The 18,642-nt window shown below is 73.1% G+C and carries 16 protein-coding genes; 4 read left to right on the forward strand and 12 right to left on the reverse strand.

What is annotated here, in order from left to right:
• Positions 1–149: 149 nt before the first annotated feature.
• From B6G06_RS05695 to dinB, 6 genes are all read right to left on the reverse strand, one after another.
• On the reverse strand, positions 150–1,973 hold the full coding sequence (locus B6G06_RS05695) for a peptidoglycan D,D-transpeptidase FtsI family protein (protein WP_081171421.1): 1,824 nt from the start codon (positions 1,971–1,973) through the stop codon (positions 150–152).
• 6 nt (positions 1,974–1,979) lie between these two features.
• Positions 1,980–2,504 carry a cell division protein FtsL gene (gene ftsL / locus B6G06_RS05700; RefSeq protein ID WP_080463009.1) on the reverse strand — a complete coding sequence of 175 codons (525 nt, stop codon included), beginning with the start codon at positions 2,502–2,504 and terminating at the stop codon, positions 1,980–1,982.
• Entirely contained in the window at positions 2,501–3,583 is a 1,083-nt protein-coding gene (gene rsmH, locus B6G06_RS05705; RefSeq protein WP_080463008.1) for a 16S rRNA (cytosine(1402)-N(4))-methyltransferase RsmH, read from the reverse strand. Before rsmH ends, ftsL begins: the two co-directional genes overlap by 4 nt.
• 179 nt (positions 3,584–3,762) lie before the next feature.
• Complete coding sequence (gene mraZ / locus B6G06_RS05710) at positions 3,763–4,194, reverse strand: division/cell wall cluster transcriptional repressor MraZ (RefSeq protein ID WP_080463007.1); 432 nt, start codon at positions 4,192–4,194, stop codon at positions 3,763–3,765.
• 396 nt (positions 4,195–4,590) lie between these two features.
• Positions 4,591–4,983, reverse strand: a complete 393-nt coding sequence (locus tag B6G06_RS05715) for a DUF3040 domain-containing protein (RefSeq protein ID WP_080463006.1) — start codon at positions 4,981–4,983, stop codon at positions 4,591–4,593.
• Between the two features lie 166 nt (positions 4,984–5,149).
• A complete protein-coding gene (gene dinB / locus B6G06_RS05720) occupies positions 5,150–6,376 on the reverse strand; it encodes a DNA polymerase IV (RefSeq protein WP_080463005.1) in 1,227 nt (408 codons plus the stop codon).
• A gap of 152 nt (positions 6,377–6,528) precedes the next feature.
• On the opposite strand from dinB, the gene B6G06_RS05725 reads away from it, so the two are divergent.
• The gene (locus tag B6G06_RS05725) at positions 6,529–7,326 is read left to right on the forward strand and encodes a spermidine synthase (RefSeq protein ID WP_420807204.1); all 798 of its coding nucleotides are present in this window, start codon (positions 6,529–6,531) and stop codon (positions 7,324–7,326) included.
• 26 nt (positions 7,327–7,352) lie between these two features.
• On the opposite strand, the gene B6G06_RS05730 is transcribed toward B6G06_RS05725, so the two are convergent.
• On the reverse strand, positions 7,353–8,267 hold the full coding sequence (locus B6G06_RS05730; protein ID WP_080463003.1) for a PAC2 family protein: 915 nt from the start codon (positions 8,265–8,267) through the stop codon (positions 7,353–7,355).
• A gap of 383 nt (positions 8,268–8,650) precedes the next feature.
• Between B6G06_RS05730 and B6G06_RS05735 the strand changes: the two genes are divergently transcribed.
• Positions 8,651–11,251, forward strand: coding sequence for a HelD family protein (locus B6G06_RS05735; RefSeq protein WP_081171425.1), 2,601 nt, complete (start codon positions 8,651–8,653; stop codon positions 11,249–11,251).
• A 61-nt stretch (positions 11,252–11,312) separates the two neighbouring features.
• Positions 11,313–13,139, forward strand: coding sequence for an AMP-binding protein (locus B6G06_RS05740; RefSeq protein ID WP_080463001.1), 1,827 nt, complete (start codon positions 11,313–11,315; stop codon positions 13,137–13,139).
• Here the strand turns inward: B6G06_RS05740 and B6G06_RS05745 are convergent.
• The 3 genes from B6G06_RS05745 to B6G06_RS05755 all read right to left on the reverse strand — a co-directional run bounded on the left by B6G06_RS05745 (position 13,133) and on the right by B6G06_RS05755 (position 15,418).
• Complete coding sequence (locus tag B6G06_RS05745) at positions 13,133–13,489, reverse strand: aldo-keto reductase family protein (protein ID WP_373284830.1); 357 nt, start codon at positions 13,487–13,489, stop codon at positions 13,133–13,135. The genes B6G06_RS05740 and B6G06_RS05745 overlap by 7 nt on opposite strands.
• A gap of 66 nt (positions 13,490–13,555) precedes the next feature.
• Entirely contained in the window at positions 13,556–14,458 is a 903-nt protein-coding gene (gene dapA / locus B6G06_RS05750; RefSeq protein ID WP_080463000.1) for a 4-hydroxy-tetrahydrodipicolinate synthase, read from the reverse strand.
• 93 nt (positions 14,459–14,551) lie between these two features.
• Entirely contained in the window at positions 14,552–15,418 is an 867-nt protein-coding gene (locus B6G06_RS05755) for an NAD(P)-dependent oxidoreductase (RefSeq protein ID WP_080462999.1), read from the reverse strand.
• Between the two features lie 107 nt (positions 15,419–15,525).
• Between B6G06_RS05755 and B6G06_RS05760 the strand changes: the two genes are divergently transcribed.
• Positions 15,526–16,194, forward strand: coding sequence for a GNAT family N-acetyltransferase (locus B6G06_RS05760; RefSeq protein WP_080462998.1), 669 nt, complete (start codon positions 15,526–15,528; stop codon positions 16,192–16,194).
• 158 nt (positions 16,195–16,352) lie between these two features.
• On the opposite strand, the gene dapB is transcribed toward B6G06_RS05760, so the two are convergent.
• Both dapB and B6G06_RS05770 read right to left on the reverse strand, forming a co-directional pair.
• Entirely contained in the window at positions 16,353–17,105 is a 753-nt protein-coding gene (dapB, locus tag B6G06_RS05765; RefSeq protein ID WP_081171427.1) for a 4-hydroxy-tetrahydrodipicolinate reductase, read from the reverse strand.
• Between the two features lie 69 nt (positions 17,106–17,174).
• Complete coding sequence (locus tag B6G06_RS05770) at positions 17,175–18,563, reverse strand: M16 family metallopeptidase (RefSeq protein ID WP_081171429.1); 1,389 nt, start codon at positions 18,561–18,563, stop codon at positions 17,175–17,177.
• Positions 18,564–18,642: the final 79 nt, after the last annotated feature.

The raw sequence follows: 18,642 nt of genomic DNA on the forward strand, positions 1-18,642 counted from the left end.
CCCATACGGCGCTTGAGGGGCGTGAGCAGGATCTCCCCCGAACCGGGAAGGCGCAGGCGCGTGGGGGTCCGCCGGGCGGCGCGCCCGGCGGTCGGCCCCATGATTCCCTGCTCGGGCCCGGCCGGACTCGTGAGAACCGGCGCCATCGCTCAGCCCTGCCCCGGGGTCGCGCTTGCCCGGTCCTGGTCGGAGGGGGCGGCCTGGGCCCCTTGGTGGGCCTTGGCCGTCGCGATGACAGAGGGGTCCGGGGCGATGCCGAGCTTGTGGAGCGCGGCCAGGGCGATGGTCCGGAAGACGGGGGCGGCGACGACGCCGCCGTAGATGCCCGAGGGCTTGTTGACGATGACGGCGGCGGCGATGGCCGGGTCATGGGCGGGGGTGAAGCCGACGAAGGAGGCGACGGTGGCGTCCTCGGAGATGATCTCCGTGGTGCCGGTCTTGCCGGCCACGAGGTAGCCGTCGATCGAGGCCTCCTTGGCGGTGCCCCCCTCCTGGGTGACGCCGACGAGCATGTCTGTGAGGGTCCTGGCGGTGGCCTCTGAGACGACGCGCACGCCCTCGGGCCGGGCCTGCCGCGTGACGGTGCCGTCCGCGGCGGTCCAGGAGGCGATGACGCGGGGCGCCACGCGCACGCCGTTGTTGGCGATGGTGGCCAGGACCTGCGCGGACTGGAGTGTGGTGCCGGCGATGCCCTGGCCGAACATCGTGGTGTAGCGGGTGCGGTCGTCCCATTCCGAGGGGGGCGTGAGCAGCCCGGCGGACTCCCCCGGCAGCTCGATGCCGGTGGGGGCGCCCCAACCGAAGCGCTCCATGTAGGCGTAGCGGACGTCGTCGGCGAGCCTCTCCCCGATCTGGACGGTGCCGACGTTCGAGGACTCGGCGAGGACCTGCGCCGTCGTCAGTTGCTCGACGCCGTGGGCATGGGAGTCGACGAAGCTCTGGCCGTTGGCCGAGGTCCAGGAGTAGGGGACGGTCCAGGTGTCCTCGGGCGTGACGGCACCCTCCTCCAGGGCGGCGGCGAAGGTGACGACCTTGCCGACGCTGCCGGGCTCGAAGACGGCCTCGACGCAGCGAACGCCGCGGTCCCCCGCGGCGGAGCCGATGGGGTTGGCGGGATCGACGGTGCGGCTGTCCGCCATGACGAGGACCTCGCCGGTGGAGGGCTCCATGACGACACAGCAGCCCCATTCGGCGCCCTGGGCGGTGACGACCTCGTCGATGGCCTGCTGAGCGAGGACCTGGAGGTCGGGGTCGATGGTGAGGGTGACGGTGGCCCCGGGGATCGAGGCGGTCTCGGTAACTCTCCCCGAGGGGATCTGCGTGCCGGTGCGGCCCACCTCCATGGAGCCGGAGCCGTTGATGCCGGTGAGCTGCTCGTCCTGCGTGATCTCGACACCGGCCGTGCCCTCCAGGACGCGGCCCTCGCCCTCGGCGGTCAGGCCGACGACGTTGCCGGCGACATAGCCGGCCGGGTAGGTGCGGCGCACCCGCTGGTCCGGCTCGATGCCGCGAATGCCCAGGGCCTTGATCTGGCGCCAGGTATCCGGGGGGACCGCCTCGGCGATGACGGAGTAGGTGGACTCCCCCACCATCCTGGCCCCGAGCTCGGCGGCGTCGACCCCGAGGATGGGGGCGAGCCTGTCGGCCGCGGCGGCGGGTCCGTGCCCGACGACGACGGTCTCGGGCAGGCCGGTGGTGGGGCTGTCCTGCTCCACCTTGTCCTCCCATTGGGCGACGAGCACCTGATTGACACCGATGTCGAAGCTCACCGAGGAGGTGGCCAGGACGGTGCCATCACGGCCGCAGATGTTGCCGCGCAGGGCAACGTTGGTCCATGTCAGAGTGCGCTCGGCGCGGGCCTTCTCCGCGAGGTCCGGGCCCTGGACCACCTGGAGCCAGGCGGTTTTGCCCGCCACGGCGACGAAGCCGGTCAGACCGAGGAGCTGCAGGGCACGACGTCGACTCGGGTTCATCGGCGATTACTGCCCACTCGCGCCTGTGCTGCCGGCGCTGGGAGCACTGGCAGCGCCATCCGCGCCCCCGGCGCCACTCGCGCCGGGGGCTCCGGCGGCGCTGCCGCCGGTGACGGTGCCGCCGCGCAGGTCGACCACGCCGGGGGCGGCCGCCGGCACCATGCCGAGCTCGGCGGCGCGCTTGGCCAGGGCGTCGGGCGCAGCGGCGGCGTTCACCTGGCCGCGCACGGTCTCGACGTGGTCCTGGACGACGTCGAGCTCGGCGGAGGCCTTCTGGAGGTCGTAGGCGGTGGCGGCCATCTTGGCGTTGAGGACCATCGTAGTGGCCAGCGCGCCGACGAGGATCGCGGCGATGAGCAGGACGAAGGGGATGGTGGAGCGCCCGGGCGCGATGCCCCGCACCACGTGCAACTGGCGCTGGGACGGTGAGGACTCCCGGACGCCGGAGCGGGGCCGGACGGCGCGGCGTTCGCCCTCCCAGGTGGTCGGGGCGGGGCTGGTGGGGCGGGCCGTGGCAGTCGCTGCGCTCATCGGCTCCTCCTTCCTCGATCGGTCTGTGCTCTGCGGCGGTGTGCCGGTTCAGGGGCCGGTGCAAGGGAGGCGGGGCGGGTACGGGTAACGGCCCGCAGGCGCACGGGGGCGCTGCGGGGATTGGCGTCGAGCTCGGCCTCATCGGCCCGCTCGGCGCCCCGGGTGAGGGGCTCCAGGTAGGGGCGGTCCTCCTCGGGGACGATGGGAAGGCCCTGGGGGGCCCTGCTGGTGGTTCCGGCGGCGATCGCCTGCTTGACGATCCGGTCCTCCAGGCTCTGGTAGGACTCGACGACGAGGCGCCCGCCCACCCTCAGGGAGTTGAGGGCCCGGGGCACGGCGCGCTCGAGGACGTCGAGCTCGGCGTTGACCGCGATCCGCAGCGCCTGGAAGGCGCGTTTGGCGGGGTGTCCGCCAGTGCGCCGGGCGGCGGCGGGGATCGCGTCGCGCACCAGCTCGGCGAGCTCGTCGGTGCGAGCCAGCGGCACTCCGCCATCGCGCCGGGCGATGATCGCCCGGGCGATGCGGGGAGCGAAGCGCTCCTCGCCGTAGACGCGCAGGATGCGGGTGAGCTCGGCGGCGTCGGCGGTGGCGAGGATCTGCGCGGCGGTGGGGCCCGCGCCCTGGTCCATGCGCATGTCCAGCGGGGCGGGGCGGGCGTAGGAGAAGCCGCGCTCGGCGTCGTCGAGCTGGAGGGAGGAGACCCCGAGGTCCATGAGGACGGCGTCGACGACGCCCACGCCCTCCTCGGTGGTCACGGCTCGCTCGCGCGCCACGTCCTCGACGGCGTCGTAGGTGGCCCGCACGGCTGTGAAGCGCTCGCCGAAGGGGGCGAGGCGCTCGCGGGCCAGGGCGATGGCCTGGGGGTCGCGATCGATGCCGATGACGTGCAGGGTCTTGAAACGCTCCAGGGCTCCCTCGCTGTGCCCGCCCATGCCGAGCGTGCAGTCGATGAGGACGGGGGTGGTGCCGCGGGCGGCGGCCTCCTCGATGGCGGGGGCCATGAGGTCGAGACAGCGGGCGAGGAGCACCGGGGTGTGCCGCTGCGCCGCGGAACCCGCGGGGGCGGTGATCGCGTTCATCGGTGCTCCTCCTTCCTGTCGTGCTGCGGTGCTGGTGGGGGTGGCGCCGTCGGCGCCGGGCCGAGTCGGCCGCGGATCGTCCTGCCAGGACTCCTCCCGCAGGTTCCGGCGCCGGGGAAGAGACGTCGGATGCGGCGGCGGGCGGAGACCTCACGGGGCGATCCGGCTGGGCCGATCGGTTAGAAGAAGCCGGGGATGATCTCCTCGGCGGTGTCGGCGAAGACCTGCTCCTGGGCGCGCAGGTAGTTCTCCCAGGCGGTGGCATCCCAGATCTCGACGCGCGACCCGGCGCCGATGACGGCCAGGTCGCGATCCAGGCCGGCGTAGGCGCGCAGAGGAGCGGGCAGGGTGATACGGCCCTGCTTGTCGGGGATCTGGGAATCGGCGCCGGAGAGCATGACGCGCACGTAGTCGCGTGCCTGCTTCTGCGCCAGGGGCGCCTCGCGGAGCTGGGCGTACATGCGCTCGAACTCCGCGGTGGTGAAGGCGTAGAGGCAGTGCTCCTGGCCCCGGGTCAAGACGATCCCCCCGGCCAGCTCCTCGCGGAACTTGGCCGGGAGGATGAGGCGGCCCTTGTCGTCGAGGCGGGGCGCGTGGGTGCCCAGGAACATCGGGTCCACTCCTCCCCCTCGGCGATCCAGTGGACTCCACCATACTCCACTTTCCTCCCTTTCCAACCACCTCGACATTCACTTGTGATGGATATCCACCAACCGTTGACAGAGGATCCGCGGGATTCCGCGGTTTCACGCGGTGGAGGGAAGTGGGGGACATGACGGCGCCGGGCCCGTCAACCATGGGTGGTGACGGGCCCGGCGGGCGGATATGGAGTCAGGAGAAGGGCCGATACAGGGGTCTCGACGGCGTAGGGACGGGGGGTGCGGGGGCTCCCGTGGAGGGGAGTGGAGGAGGCCTGCGGGAGATGCCGAGGGCACCGGGGCGGAGGGAGGAGTGCCGAGCCCGGAGGGGAGGTAGAGAGATGCGGGGAGCGCTGATCAGGAGGATGCTCAGCGGTCGCCGTCCCGGCGGCGCTCCCAGCGCTCGGACTGGCGCTCCATGAAGGTGGAGCGCCCGGTGCGGTCCTTACCCATCCCGCCACGGGCATCCTTGAGCACCGGGGGCCGGCGCACCATGAGCGCGACGCCGGCGACCGCCAGGCCGAAGCCGGTCACGCCGACGATGATGGAGACGAGCCCGTTGCCGTGGCCCAGTACGACGCCGGAGATGACCACGACCAATCCGACGAGCACCAGGGCGATCCCCCATCCGATATTCCTCGGGGAGACGCGCGCGAGATGGCGCTCGGGGTACTGGATGGTCTCCGCGAGGGTGGGATCCTCCTCGTGGAGCTGGCGCTCGAGGTCTCGCAGCACCCGCTGCTCGCGCTCCGAGAGCGACATGCCAGTGCCTCGCTTCCTGTTCACCACTTGAGCCTCGCCGCCCTGGGGTGATGGGAGCGGGGCAGGGCCGGGACCGGCTCTCGGAGCCCGGCCTGAAGCCCCGAGTCGGTCGCTCATGCAGGTATGCCGAGCCCAGGGATTCGTCACCGAGTCTACTTGCTCTGGTTCACCGACCGCTAACCGGACGGCGGAGAAGACTGGCTGGGGCCACGGCTCCGGCTCCCCATCTGCGCCGCACCTCGTCCGCCGCGCGCTCGGGCGCCCCGCGCCGGGAGTCGTCGTCGAGGAGGAGCTGGACACCGTCATCGCCGCGGCTCAGGCCCTCGCAGCGCACGCCGAGGAGACGGTACCCGCCCGACGGGGCGGGCAGGGCCTCGAAGAGGGATTCGATGGTCTGCCACACATCGCGGGCCAGGTCCGTGGGCTCGGCCAAGGTCCGTGAGCGGGTCACCGTGGTGAAGTCGGCGCCGCGGGCCTTGAGGACGACGACACGGGCCCGCAGATCCCCCGCCCTCAGGCGCGCCGCGCATTGGTGGCACTGGTCGAGCAGGACACGACGGGCGTGATCGCGGTCGTGCAGGAGGTCGAAGAAGGTGGACTCCGTGCCCACGGACTTCTCCTCGCGGGAAGGGCTGACGGGGCGAGGGTCGATCCCGTGGGACAGGGCGGACAGGTGGTGGGCGGCGGAGGGGCCGAGGATGCGGGTGAGGGTGCGGGTGTCCGTGACGGCCAGCGCGCGCACGTCGGTGATGCCCCAGCGGGCCAGGGCGGCCTCGCTCTTGGCGCCCACTCCCCACATGGCGCCCACCGGCAGGAGATCCAGGAAGTCCTGGGTGGCGGTGGCGGGGATGAGAAGGAGCCCGTCGGGCTTGGCGTGGGAGGAGGCGAGCTTGGCGACGAACTTGGTCGACGCGATGCCCACGGAGGCCGGCAGACCCAGGCGGTCGCGGATCTCGCGGCGGATCCAGCGGCCGATGGCGGTGGGGCTCCCCATGCGGCGCCGGGATCCGGCGACGTCGAGGAAGGCCTCGTCGACGCTGACCTTCTCCAGCAGGGGGGTGACCTCTCCCAGGATGCCCATGACGGCCCGGGAGACCTGGCTGTAGTGACGGTGGCGCACGGGCAGGACAACGGCCTGCGGGCAGCGGCGCATGGCCTCGGCCATGGGCATGGCGGAGGCCACCCCGTAGGCGCGGGCCTCATAGGTGGCGGCGGAGACGACCCCGCGCCCCTCAGTGCCGCCGACGATGACGGGGCGGCCGACAAGCTCGGGATGGTCGAGGAGCTCGACGGAGGCGAAGAAGGCGTCCATGTCGACGTGGAGGATGGGGGCGGCGGAGTCGTCGTCGCCCCAGTCGCGGCGGGCACCGGCGGCGCGCGGGGCCCTGCTCATGGGTCCTCCTCCCCCGCCGGCGCCCTGCGCGGCGCCGTGCTGATCCGATCGTGCTCGTGACGGCCTCAGGCTAGCGTGCTCCTGTGACACGCAAGCAGGCCCGGAGCGGCGATCGACGGCGCGCAGGCGCGGCGCGCTCCCCCGCGCGCTCACTGGCGGCCCTCCCGGTGGGCCCGGTGCCCACATCCTTGGCAGTGGCGGAACTGCGGGTGCGCGAGTCGGGCGTGCTCCTCCTGCTCGATGGGACGGAGTCGTCGTGGATCGACCTGCGCGATCCGGCGCACCTGGACTTCGAGTACCAGCAGCAGATGGAGGCCGTGCTCAACGCGCTGAGCAGGACCGGGCGGGTGGGCACGGCGCACGGGCCCGGCGCGCCGGTCCATGCCCTGCACCTGGGTGGGGCGGGCTGCGCGCTGGCGCGCGCCTGGGACGCCACCCGGCCGGGCTCGACGCAGACGGCGGTGGAGATCGACGAGGTCCTGGCGGGAAGCGTGCGGGAGTGGTTCGACCTCCCGCGCTCGCCACGGCTGCGGATCCGCGTGGGCGATGCGGCACGGGTGGTGCCCGGGCTGCGCGCCGGCGAGTGGGATGTCATCGTGCGCGACGTGTTCGCCGCTGGGCAGGTGCCCGCGTCCTGCCGGGACGAGTCCTTCCTGAGGGGCTGCCGCGAGGCGCTGGCCGACGGCGGGCTGCTCCTGGCGAACTCACCGGCGATGCCCCGCGAGCAGGCCCATAGCGAACTGGAGGCGGCCTCCCGCCTCTTCGGCGGGGTCCTCGTGGTGGCCGATCCGGCAGTGGCCCGTGGCAAGCGCCAGGGCAATGTGGTGATCGTGGCCCGCCGCGAGCCCTTCGGACCGGCTGAGGAGGAAGCGGTCGAGCGGGCGGTGCGGCGGTTGCCGCTGCCGGTGCGCACGTGGGGCGCGGACGCGCTGGCGCCTCGCGGGCGCTGAGCCCGTCCCGCCTCTTCCCCCCAGGGTCAGGACGGGTTGGTGCCGGGGTCCTTCGTCTCGAGGAAGGCCTCGAGGCGCGCGCCGATCTCATCGGCGCTGGGCAGGTCGAGCAGGGAGGCGAACTCGCCGATGCCCTCCTCGTCCTTGCTCGGGGCCAGGGCGTCGTACTGCGCCTCCAGGGCCTTGACGATCGCGGTGACCTCGGGCTGCTGGGAGGCCTCGGCGTCGATCTCGAGCCTGTTGAGGCTGGCGGCGGCCTCGAGGTCGCCCAGGGGCAGGGCGAGCCCGGTGACATCGGCGACCGCGGCCAGGAGCGCTGAGGCGCCGGCCGGATAGTCGTCACGAGCGACGTAGTGCGGGATGCCCGCGGCCAGCCCGCGGGAGTCGAGCCCGGTCTCGCCCAGCCGGACCTCCATGTAGGTGGCGAAGGTGCTGGGGATCTCGACGGTGCCGAAGAAATCAGGCTGCTCGGGCAGCAGATCGAGGCGGCTTCCATGCTGGTGGATGAAGGTGGGGCGGGTGTGGGGCACGGCCAGGGGCAGCCCGTGGATACTGATGGCCTGGCCGACGCCCAGCGAGACGGCCAGGTGGGTGATGGCACCGGCGACATCCTGCCAGCGGTAGTCCGGCTCGGCGCCGTGGAGGAGCAGGAGCTGGGCGCCGTCGTCGTCGGTGAGGAGGTCCAGGACGAGGCTGGGCATCTCCACATTCGTGAACTGGCGGGACTCGAAGCGCGCGACGGGGCGGCGGGCCCGGTAGTCGATGATCCCGTCGACGTCGAAGGTTGCGAGGCGCTCGTGCGGGAGGGCGAGGAGCAACTGCTCGACCGCGAGCGCCCCGGCGTGGCCCGCGTCCATGGCGCCGTCGAAGTGGTGGAGGAGGACGCGCGGGGCGATGGGGCGCGTCAGGTTGGCGAAGGTGTAGAGCGGCGGTTGGATCATCCCTGGTCTCCTCTCGTGATCGTCGTCGCAGTTGTGGCGATGATTGCCCGGCTGCCCGAGGAGGGCAGGGGCGCTCCTCATCGCTCCGGGCGAGGGGCGCCTCAAGGCCAACACGCTGCCGCCCCGGAGTGTTCCCGTACTGTTCCCGCCCGGCCCGGCCCGTGCCCGGGAGCGCGGTGCGGCGCAGATGACGGGCGTGTTCGCGGTGGGCGTCGCCCGGGCCGCGCCACGGCGCCCCCATGAGGAGAATAATGGACGCCCCTGTGCTGCGGGCGCATCGGACGTCCGCGCCACCGCAGCACGACCGCGCCCGGGCCCGCCCGGAAGCGCGCTGGGCCGTCCGACGGCCCGTCATATTCCGTCATTGATCTCAGTGAGGCCCCGTGAGCACGTCGAGCCGGTCCCCCCAGGTTGCGCCCGATCCCACCCCCGAGGCGCTCCCCGCCGACCAGGGCCCGGAGGCGGCGGCCCGTGAGCGCGAGATCGCCGTCGAGCAGCGGGTGGTGGACGGCGCCTACGGAGAGCTGGACCGCCGGCTCGCCGAGGCCAGGTCCGCTCTGAGGCGCACTGAGGCGCGCGGCGCGAGCGGCACCCATCAGTCCCGGGGCGAGCGCGACGCCTACGCCGTTCATTACTCCGGGCTGATCTCCACCCTGGAGGGCGTCGAGGAGCGCCTGGTCTTCGGGCGGATGGACATGCGCGCAGACGATCCCGCCGCCACCGAGGCGGGCGGGAGCGGTGGGGATGCCGACGGCGCGGGCGCCCCGCCCCCGGGGGATGGAGCGGGCGCAACTGGCGCCGTCGGCGGGCCCGAGCGGCACTACGTGGGCAGGATCGGACTGCACGACGCCGCCCGCCGCGAGGTGGTCCTGGACTGGCGGGCGCCCTTGGCCAGGGCCTTTTACCAGGCGACCGCCTCGGATCCGATGGGGCTGGTGCGGCGCCGCCATATCGATACGCGCGCCCGGCGCGTCCTGGGGGTGGAGGACGAGCTCATCGATGTCTCGGCCCTCGGCGGCGCGGGGTCCGTCGGCGGGCAGCCGGCGCGCCTGGCGGCGAAGGGGCTGCAGGGCGAGGGGGCGCTCCTGGCGGCGATGTCGGCGGCCCGCGATGGCCGCATGGGGGACATCGTCGCGACGATCCAGGCCGAGCAGGACCGGATCGTCACGGCTCCGGGCACGGGGGTGCTCGTGGTCCAGGGCGGGCCGGGCACCGGCAAGACGGCGGTGGCGCTGCACCGGGTGGCCTACCTCTTCTACGCCGAGCGCGAGCGCCTGGAGCGCTCCGGAGTGCTGCTAGTGGGCCCCTCGCGGACCTTCCTGCGCTATGTGGAGCAGGTGCTGCCCTCGCTGGGAGAGACGGGCGTGGTCTCCACGACCATCGGCGACCTGGTGCCCGGGATCCGGGCTCGCGGCGCCGAGAGCGCCGCCACCGCGGAGATCAAGGGGCGGGCCGTGTGGGCTCGGGTGCTGGCCCGGGCGGTCAAGGGCCTCCAGCGCGTGCCTGACGGGCCGCGCCCCATCGTGGTGGAGGGCACGGCGCTGGAGCTGAGGCCCGACGACGTGCGAGAGGCGATGTCCCGGGCGCGGCGCGGCGGCAAGCCGCATAACCTGGCCCGCGAGCCCTTCGTGCTGTGGCTGCTGGAGCGCTTGACTGACCAATTCGCCGCCGCGACCCGCCAGGACGCCTCGGACCCGGAGACGCGCGCGTGGATCCGCGAGGACATCCGCACCTCGCGCGACGCTCGCCGGGAGATCAACCTGTGCTGGATGCCGACGACGCCGCAGGGCCTCCTGGAGCGCCTGTGGGCGCGCCCGGCCCTGCTGGAGCGCCTGGCCCCCGAGCTCACCGGCGCCGAGCGCGAGGCCCTGCGCCGCTCGCCCGGTTCCGAGCTGACGCCCGCGGACATCCCCCTCATCGATGAGCTCGCCGAGCTGCTGGGCCCCAGTGACGACGCCCAGGCGCAGCGGGCCCGCCTGGAGGCGCGTCGCCGCGAGGAGCTGGTGGCCTACGCCGCCGAGGCGATCGAGTCCCAGGAGCTGGGCGGCGGGATCGTGACGGCCGAGATGCTGGCCGATCGCGTCGCCGATCACGGGCCCTCACTCACCCTCGCCGAGCGTGCCCGGGCGGATCGGAGCTGGACGTACGGGCACGTCGTCGTCGACGAGGCGCAGGAGCTGGGGGCGATGGCCTGGCGTGCGCTGGCGCGGCGCTGCCCGGTGCGCTCCTTCACGGTGGTGGGCGACCTGGCGCAGTACTCGGGGCCGACGGCGCCGTCGAGCTGGGAGCAGGCTCTGCGGGCGCTGGGCACGAGCCCGTCGGCGGATGGCGGGAGGAGCCCCCAGGCAGATCATCACCAGCGCGGTCGGCGCGCCCGCGGAAGGCACGGAGGCCGAGGGCGGCGTGTCGCGCAGGAAGGCTCGACGCCGCTGCGCGAGGAGATCCTCACCGTGTGCTATCGCACCCCGGCCACGGTCATGGAGGCCGCGGACGCGGCGGCGGCCTCGCTGGGGCACCCACCGGTCTACCCCGTGTCCTCGGTGCGCGACCTGCCGGACTGCCTGCGGGTGGACCGCGTGGGCCCGGCGGGCCGGACGGAGGGCGCCGGGGGCGCCGCCCTCGAGGGGACGGTCCTGACGGCGGTGCGCGAGGAGATGGCGGCGCTCGATGAGGCGGTGGGGCCCGAGGGGGGCCGGATCGCCGTCATCGCACCCGATCCCGAGCCCTGGGCCGCGCGCCTGGCGTCCGACGCCGCACTGGCCGCCGCGATGGGGGCGCCGGGCGGGGACGTGCTGCGCTCGCGCCTGGCGGTCATGGGCCCGGTGATGTCCAAGGGACTGGAGTTCGACGTCGTCGTGCTCGTGGAGCCGGGCCGGATCGGCCGGGCGAGTCCGGGCGACCTGTACGTGGCCATGACCCGCCCGACCCGGCGCCTGCGCGTGGTCTCCTCCGGGCCACTGCCGAGCGGGCTTACGGCACCGTAGGTTACGGTTGCGTAGGAGCGCGCGCCGCGCCCGGCGGCGCCGACCAACGCGAGGAGGACGAGTGGATCAGGACCAGGACGGCCCCGCCGCCACCCCTGCTGGCCCCACCGCGCCGGCCCCTCGGGCCACCGGCCCAGGGGCCTCGGCACCCGGGCGGGCGAGCCGGCCGCACTACGCCCCGGGCGTGGCAGCGACGATCCCGCCCATCACCGAGCCGCTGTCCCGGATGCTCGATGACGCCGCGCGCGACTACCCGGACCGGGTCGCCCTGGACTTCCTGGGCGCCACCACGACCTATGAGCGACTGGCCCGACAGGTGGCCCGAGCCGCGCAGGCGCTGCGGGGCCTGGGGGTGCGGGCCGGCGACGTCGTCGGCCTCATCCTGCCCAACTGCCCCCAGCACGTCGTCCTCGCCTACGCGGCCTGGCGGATCGGCGCGATCGTCGCCGAGCACAACCCCCTGGCCCCGGCCGCCCAGATCCGCGAGCAGATCGAGATCCATCAGGGCGAAGTCATCATCGCCTGGGAGAAGACGATCGCCCGGGTCGCGGCGGCCACCGGATCGCTGGCCGAGGCCTCGCTGGAGGGCCGCCAGATCTTCAGCGTCGACCTCTCGCGCCGCCTGCCCCTGACGAGCCGCCTCGCCCTCAAACTGCCGGTGGCCGCCGCCCGCTCCCAGCGCCACGAACTGCGCGGGCAGGTGCCCGCGGGCGTGCGCTCCTGGGACGACCTCGTGGCCGCCTCCCCCCTGCTGCCCACGAGCCACCCACTGCCCGGCGTCGACGACGCCGCCGTGCTCCTCTACACCGGCGGCACCACGGGAGCCCCCAAGGCCGTGCGGCTGACCCATGCGAACCTGCGCTCCAACGCCGAGATGAGCCTGGAGTGGGCCTCGCAGGTCTGCGCGCCTGGCCGCGAGACCTTCTACGCGGTGCTGCCCTTCTTCCACGCCTTCGGGCTCTCCCTCAACCTGCTGTGCGCCGTCGGCCTGGCGGCCGCCCAGGTGGTGCTGCCCAAGTTCAGCGCGGATATGGTGCTGACGGCCTGGAAGCGCCGCCCGGCCACCTTCTTCCCGGGCGTGCCCGTCATGTTCGACCGGATCCTCACCCGGGCCAACGCCACTGGCGCCGACCTGTCAAGCTGCAAGATCGCCGTGTGCGGGGCCGCCGCCAACCCCAAGGCCGTCGCCCAGGCCTGGGAGGAGGCCACCGGCGGGACGATCATCGAGGGCTACGGCATGACCGAGGCCTCCCCCATCATCCTGGGCAACCCGATCTCCCCCGAGCGGCGCGCAGGGGCGCTGGGTGTGCCCTACCCCTCCACCGACGTGCGCCTGGTCGACCCGGAGGACACCGAGGTCGACGTCGAGCCCGGGCAGGTTGGTGAGCTGCTCGTGCGCGGCCCCCAGGTCTTCGCCGGTTACTGGGACAACCCCGAGGAGACCGACGCCGTCCTGCTGCCCGGAGGGTGGCTGCGCACCGGCGATCTCGTGCGCCAGGAGGCCGACGGCTTCTACGTCATCGCCGACCGCCGCAAGGAGCTCATCATCTCCGGCGGCTTCAACATCTACCCCACCGAGGTCGAGGCCGCCGTGCGCTCCATGCCGGAGATCGCCGACGTGGCCGTGGTGGGCGTGCCCAGTCGCGCCGGCGATGAGCGCGTGGTGGCGGCGATCGTCCCCCATGAGGGGCAGACCGTCACCCTGGAGCAGGTGCGCGCGTGGGCCGAGCGGACGCTCTCCCATTACGCCCTCCCCCGTGAGATCGCGATCCTGTCCGAGCTCCCCCGCTCGATGATCGGCAAGGTGCTGCGCCGCGCGGTGCGCGACCAGATCATGGCCGTCCGGGGCGAAGGCGCGGGAGGCCAGGGGCCCCAGTCCGATCAGTGAGGGCCCCAGTCCGAATCGACGTTCTGCACCAGGTCGGCGAAGCGGTCCGGGAAGAAGTTGGACACGCCGATGGTGCGGGCCTTGCTGGCCCCGAGGGCAGCCTCCATGGCGCGGTAGGTGCCGTAGTAGTCGCCTAAGGGCCGGCGGACGAGGAGGAGGTCGGCGTCGTCGGTGCCCAGGCATCGCAGGGAGGCGTCGATCGGGCGGCAGCCGACCTCGATGGCCTCGCGCACGGCCCGCTCGGTCTCCTCGGGCGGGGTGAGGAAAACGCCGTAGCCGATGACCGGCGTGGCGACGCCGTTGTTGAGGGTGGTGGTGGAGACCTCAGGGCTGGATAGAGCAGTGGTCATGAGGATCCCCCTCGCGGTGAAGAGGTTGCGGTGGTCGCCGCGGTGACGGGCGCAGTGGCGGGGCTCTTACAGGAGGCCGGAGGCGGCCAGCACCGCGCGCAGGGCATCGATCTCCTCGGCGGAGGCGCGCACGAGCGGCAGACGCAGGGCGGCACTGGGGATGCGCCCCTGGAGGAGGAGGGCCTCCTTGGCCATGACGGCGCCCTGACCGCCTCCCATGATCGCGGCCGTCAGCGGCCGCATCCGCTGGGCGACAGCCCGCGCCCCGGGCAGGTCCCCGGCATCGACCTCGGCCACCATCTCGCGCCAGGAGTGCGCGTCAGCGTGGGCTACCACGGAGACCACGCCGCTGGCCCCGTGCGCCAGCCAGGCGAAGTTGAGCCCGTCGTCGCCCGAGTAGTAGGCCAGCCCTGTGGCCTCCATCCGTCTGAATCCCTGCTCGACGTCGCCGGTGGCGTCCTTGACGGCGAGCACCCGCTCGTGCTCGGCCAGCCGGGCCAGGGTGTCGTCCTCGATCCTCACCCCGGTACGGCCAGGGATGTCGTAGACCATGACGGGCAGGTCGGTGGCCTCGACGACGGCCATGATGTGCTGGTAGACGCCCTCCTGGCTCGGCCGGTTGTAGTAGGGGGCGTTGATGAGCAGCCCCTGCGCCCCGGCCTCCTGGGAGCCGGCCCCAATGCGCACGGCATGGGCGGTGTCGTTGGATCCCGCGCCGGCCACGAGCATCGCGCGCCCGTCCAGGGCGTCACCCACCTCGCGAAGCAGGGTCTGCTTCTCCGGCAGGTGGGTGGTAGGAGCCTCCCCTGTCGTGCCGGCCAGCAGGATCATGTCGGCCCCGTCCTCGACAAGGCTGAGGGCCAGGGCCTGCGCGGCCTCGATGTCAATCGAGCCGTCGGGGTGGAAAGGAGTGACCATCGCGACGCCGACGGATCCGAAGGGGCGCGGGGGCAGGGTGTTCGGGGTCATGCCCTGAGGGTAACGGCGATCACGCGCCGAGGACAGGGCGTCTCAGGGCCTCTCCGAGTCTTCCTGGGTCTTCGGCTCTGCTCGGGCTCGCGGCTACTGCCTCGGGGCGACGACCCTGTCGATGGCGGCGACGTCGAGGCCGCCGTAGCCCTGGGCGTGGGCGGCGGCCAGCTGCATGAGCCCAGCCGCGCCGACGGGTACGGGCACCCCCAAGCGGGCGGCCGCCTCGACGGCCAGGCGCAGGTCCTTCAGGGCCAGGTCGATGCCGAATCGGTTAGCCAGGTCTCCCTCGATCATCCACGGCAGGCGCAGGTCGGCCTGGTAGGACCAGGCGCCGGTGTCCTTGAGCGCCTCGTGGAAGACGGCGGGCTCCACACCGCTGGCGCGGCACAGCTCATAGCCCTCAGCAACGAGCGCGACGGTGGTCATCCCAATGAGGTTGGAGACGAGCTTGAAGGCGGCGGCGCTCTCCACCGTGCCCATGCGGTGGACGACGGCGCCAATGACCCCGAGGACCTCCGACAGCTCCTCCAGGGCGCCCTCGTCCCCGCCCACGAAGAGCGGCAGCTCGCCGGCCTCGGCCTGGGCCGGGCCCTTGCCCAGTGGGCAGGCGACGAAACGGCGGCCGGTGGCTCGGGCGCCATCGGCGAGAGCGCGGGCGGTAGCGGGATCGACGGTGGAGGTGTCCATCCAGATCGCCCCTGCGGGCGAGTACTCGCGGTTGGCCTGGTGGACCTCGAGGACCGTCTCGGGCATGGGCAGGCAGGTGATGACGAGGTCGGCGCCGTCGAGGGCCTGCCTCATGCCGGCCGCGGCGATGGCCCCGGCTTCGACGCAGGCCTCGACAGGAGCCTTGCTGCGCCCGACCACGCGCACCTCGAAGCGGCGGCTCCTGGCCAAGTTCCTCGCGATGCCGCCGCCCATGCGGCCGACCCCGATGCAGGCGATGGTGTGGATCATTCGCTTCCTCCTCCGCGTGGGGCGCTCGAGCCCGTTCCCGCCGCCTGCCAACCACCATAGCCAGGCCGGGGCCGGCAGGGGAGGGGTCAGCCGATAGGCTCGCGCTCATGAGTGAGACCAGCGAGCGGCACCAAGCGCCTTCCGTCTTCGACGCCGATCCCTCCTCCGGGCTGAGCCCCGTGGCCGAGGAGCCGGCGGCGGGCCACGGTACGGCGCGAGCGGGCTTCGTGCGCCCCGCGCGGGAGTCGGACCTGCCTCTGATCGGGAGGGTCCACGCGGTGACGATGCTGGCCTCCATGGAGGCGGGCCACGCCAGCGCTCACGGTGGCGCAGGCCTTCCCGACGGCGTGCGGGCGATGATCGCGGCGCCCGTGGTGGCGGCGGGCTGGGAGGAGGCGGTGACCGCGCCGCCGAGCCCGCGGCATCATGTCCTGGTGGCCACACAGGGAGCTCTGGTGGTGGGGCTGGTGGGGCTCGCCCCCACGCAGGGCCTTGATGATTCCGGGCGGCCGGTGGCTGGCGCCGAGGCAGTGGAGGTGACGGCAATCGGGGTGGCGCCGGAGCACCAGCGGCTCGGGCACGGCTCGCGGCTCATGGCGGCAGCGGTGGACGTGGCCCGTGAGGACGGGGCGGGCGCGGTGAGCGTATGGGCAGTGCGCGGGGATGAGTCGATGTCCCGGCTGTTCACGGCGGTGGGGATGGCTCCCACGGGGATGCGGCGCGAACTGCCGATCGGCGATGGCGTCATCGAGGACTGCTGGGCCGCCGTCATCTGACTGATCGCGCGGAATGGCGAGGTTTGAGGATTCCTTTTTCTGACGCGATTCCATATTACACGTTAATGCTGGTCAGAGCGTTACCTCATTCGAGAATCGGGCATTCAGGGCCCATCTGCGGGCGAGCAATCCTCAAATCTCGCCACTATCGAAGCGCCTCAGAGATCGAGGAGGTTCTCCAGGCCGATGGTCAGACCCTCGCGGTTTCCGACCTGGCGCACGGCCAGCAGCACGCCGGGCATGAAGGAGGCCCGGTCGAAGCAGTCCGTGCGAATGGTGAGCTGCTCGCCCGGGTTGCCCAGGACGACCTCCTCGTGCGCGGTCAGGCCCCGCAGGCGCACGGCGTGGATGTGAACGCCGTCGACGACCGCCCCACGGGCGCCGTCGGGGTCGGTCCGGGTGGCGTCGGGCGAGGGGCCGAGGCCCACCTCGGCGCGGGCGGCGGCGATACCCTTGGCGGTGGCGACGGCCGTGCCGGAGGGGGCGTCAACCTTGTTCGGGTGGTGCAGCTCGATAACCTCGACGGACTCGAAGTAGGGGGCGGCCAGGGCAGCGAAGCGCATGGAGAGCACGGCCGAGAGGGCGAAGTTGGGGGCGATGAGGACGCTGCGCCCGGCGGCCTCGGGACGGGCCAGGTGCTCGCGGACGCGGCCGTAGGACTCCTCGTCCCAGCCGGTGGTGCCGACGACGACGTCGACGCCGGCGTCGACGAGGGCGTGCACGTTGGCCTCGGTGACGGTGGGCACGGTGAAGTCGACTGCGACGCCCGCTCCGGCGAGGGTTTCGGAGGTGATCTCATCGCCGACGTCGAGGCGGGCGACGAGCTCAAGCCCCTCGGCCTCCTCCACCGCCTGGCAGACGGTCGACCCCATGCGCCCGGCGGCGCCGACAACGGCAACACGAATCATCATGCCGGCAGTCTACGCAGCCGCCCCCGCGTGCCACCGGACGTGACCGCGGGGTGGCCGGTCTCTCGGGCCTCAGGCAGCGGGCCCGACGAGGACTCGGGCGCGCCTCTGAGCGGCCAGCCAGGCGGCCAGGGCGCGCACGTCCTCGGCGGTGACAGCCTCCAGGAGCCGCAGGTTCTCATCCATGGAGCGCAGGCGGCCCGTCGAGACCTCGCCGCGGCCGAGGCGGCCCATGCGGGCCAGGGAGTCCTCCCCGCCCAGCACCATGGAGCCGCGCAGCTGGGCGCGGGCACGGGCGAGCTCGCGCTCGGTGATCCCGTCGGCGGCCAAGCGCTCGAACTCCCCCACCATGACAGCGGCGACCTCCTGGGCGTCCCCGGGGGCGCAGCCCGCGTACATGCCGAAGGCGCCCGAACCCGTGTAGGCGGCGTCGAAGGCGTAAGTCGTGTAGGCCAGGCCGCGCTTCTCGCGCACCTCCTGGAACAGGCGCGAGGACATGCCCCCGCCCAGGATGGTCGTGAGCACGCTCATCACCCAGCGGCGCTCGTCGCGCACGGGGATGCCCTGGCAGGCGAGGTACAGGTGGCTCTGCTCGCTATCGCGCCCGATGGTGACGTCGTGGACATCGAGATCGACGATCGGCTCGGTCTCGAAGCGGCGGGGGCGCGGCACGGCATCGGCCGAGGCGTCCCAGCCCGCCACCGCGAGGTCGGCGACCACGCGCTCGCAGATCTCGTCGTGGTCGACGGCGCCGGCCGCGGCCACCACGAGCGTGTCGGAGGCGTAGGTGCGCCGGTAGTGCGCCCACACGGCGTCGCGTGGCACGGCGGTCACTGTCTCCGGCGTGCCGCCGATCGGACGGCCCAGCGGCGTGCCCTCACCGAAGGCGGCGCGGGCGAAGGCCTCCTGCGCGACGTCCTGGGGATCGTCGGCGGCATCGGCGAGCTCGGAGACGATAACGGTGCGCTCGGTCTCCACCTCGGCGGGGTCGAGGAGGGAGGAGGTGACCATATCGGCCAGGATGTCCAGGGCGGTCGGAACGTCCTCGCCCTGGACGCGGGCGTAGTAGGAGGTGTGCTCCTTGGCGGTGGCGGCATTGGACTCCCCACCGATCACGTCGAAGGCCTCGGCGATGCCGCGGGCGTCGCGCGTTGGCGTGCCCTTGAACAACAGGTGCTCCAGGAAGTGAGTGGAGCCCTCCTGACCGGGGGCCTCGTCGCGCGAGCCCACCCCGAGCCACATGCCGAGCGCGGCCGAGCGCAGCCCGGGCACCTGCTCGGTGATGACCCGCACTCCCCCGGGCAGAATGGAGCGGCGCAGCCGGGCACCGTCGTCGGTGAGGGTCAGCTCTGTTCCGGGAGCTCCCGCGCTGGCGCGGATGAGCTCCGCCTCGGCGTAATCGGCTCCGCTCCGCGCGCCCCTGGTTCCCGTGTCCGTCTTGCTCGTGCTCGTCTCAGTCACCCGCGCAGCCTAACCGCCCCGGTAGACGTTCCTCGCGCAGGCGGAGCGTGATGCTCCGCCTGCGCGAGGAACGTCAGAC

This window comes from Actinomyces gaoshouyii, from assembly GCF_002076915.1.
Taxonomy (GTDB): Bacteria; Actinomycetota; Actinomycetes; order Actinomycetales; family Actinomycetaceae; genus Actinomyces; species Actinomyces gaoshouyii.

What these genes read in the sequence shown, in the direction of transcription:
- B6G06_RS05730 (WP_080463003.1), bottom strand. Translation starts at nt 8,267, where the DNA reads ATGATCCAACCGCCGCTCTACACCTTCGCCAACCTGACGCGCCCCATC.
- dinB (WP_080463005.1), bottom strand. Translation starts at nt 6,376, where the DNA reads ATGAGCAGGGCCCCGCGCGCCGCCGGTGCCCGCCGCGACTGGGGCGAC.
- B6G06_RS05695 (WP_081171421.1), bottom strand. Translation starts at nt 1,973, where the DNA reads ATGAACCCGAGTCGACGTCGTGCCCTGCAGCTCCTCGGTCTGACCGGC.
- B6G06_RS05745 (WP_373284830.1), bottom strand. Translation starts at nt 13,489, where the DNA reads ATGACCACTGCTCTATCCAGCCCTGAGGTCTCCACCACCACCCTCAAC.
- B6G06_RS05755 (WP_080462999.1), bottom strand. Translation starts at nt 15,418, where the DNA reads ATGATCCACACCATCGCCTGCATCGGGGTCGGCCGCATGGGCGGCGGC.
- B6G06_RS05760 (WP_080462998.1), top strand. Translation starts at nt 15,526, where the DNA reads ATGAGTGAGACCAGCGAGCGGCACCAAGCGCCTTCCGTCTTCGACGCC.
- ftsL (WP_080463009.1), bottom strand. Translation starts at nt 2,504, where the DNA reads ATGAGCGCAGCGACTGCCACGGCCCGCCCCACCAGCCCCGCCCCGACC.
- rsmH (WP_080463008.1), bottom strand. Translation starts at nt 3,583, where the DNA reads ATGAACGCGATCACCGCCCCCGCGGGTTCCGCGGCGCAGCGGCACACC.
- B6G06_RS05715 (WP_080463006.1), bottom strand. Translation starts at nt 4,983, where the DNA reads ATGTCGCTCTCGGAGCGCGAGCAGCGGGTGCTGCGAGACCTCGAGCGC.
- mraZ (WP_080463007.1), bottom strand. Translation starts at nt 4,194, where the DNA reads ATGTTCCTGGGCACCCACGCGCCCCGCCTCGACGACAAGGGCCGCCTC.
- dapA (WP_080463000.1), bottom strand. Translation starts at nt 14,458, where the DNA reads ATGACCCCGAACACCCTGCCCCCGCGCCCCTTCGGATCCGTCGGCGTC.
- dapB (WP_081171427.1), bottom strand. Translation starts at nt 17,105, where the DNA reads ATGATGATTCGTGTTGCCGTTGTCGGCGCCGCCGGGCGCATGGGGTCG.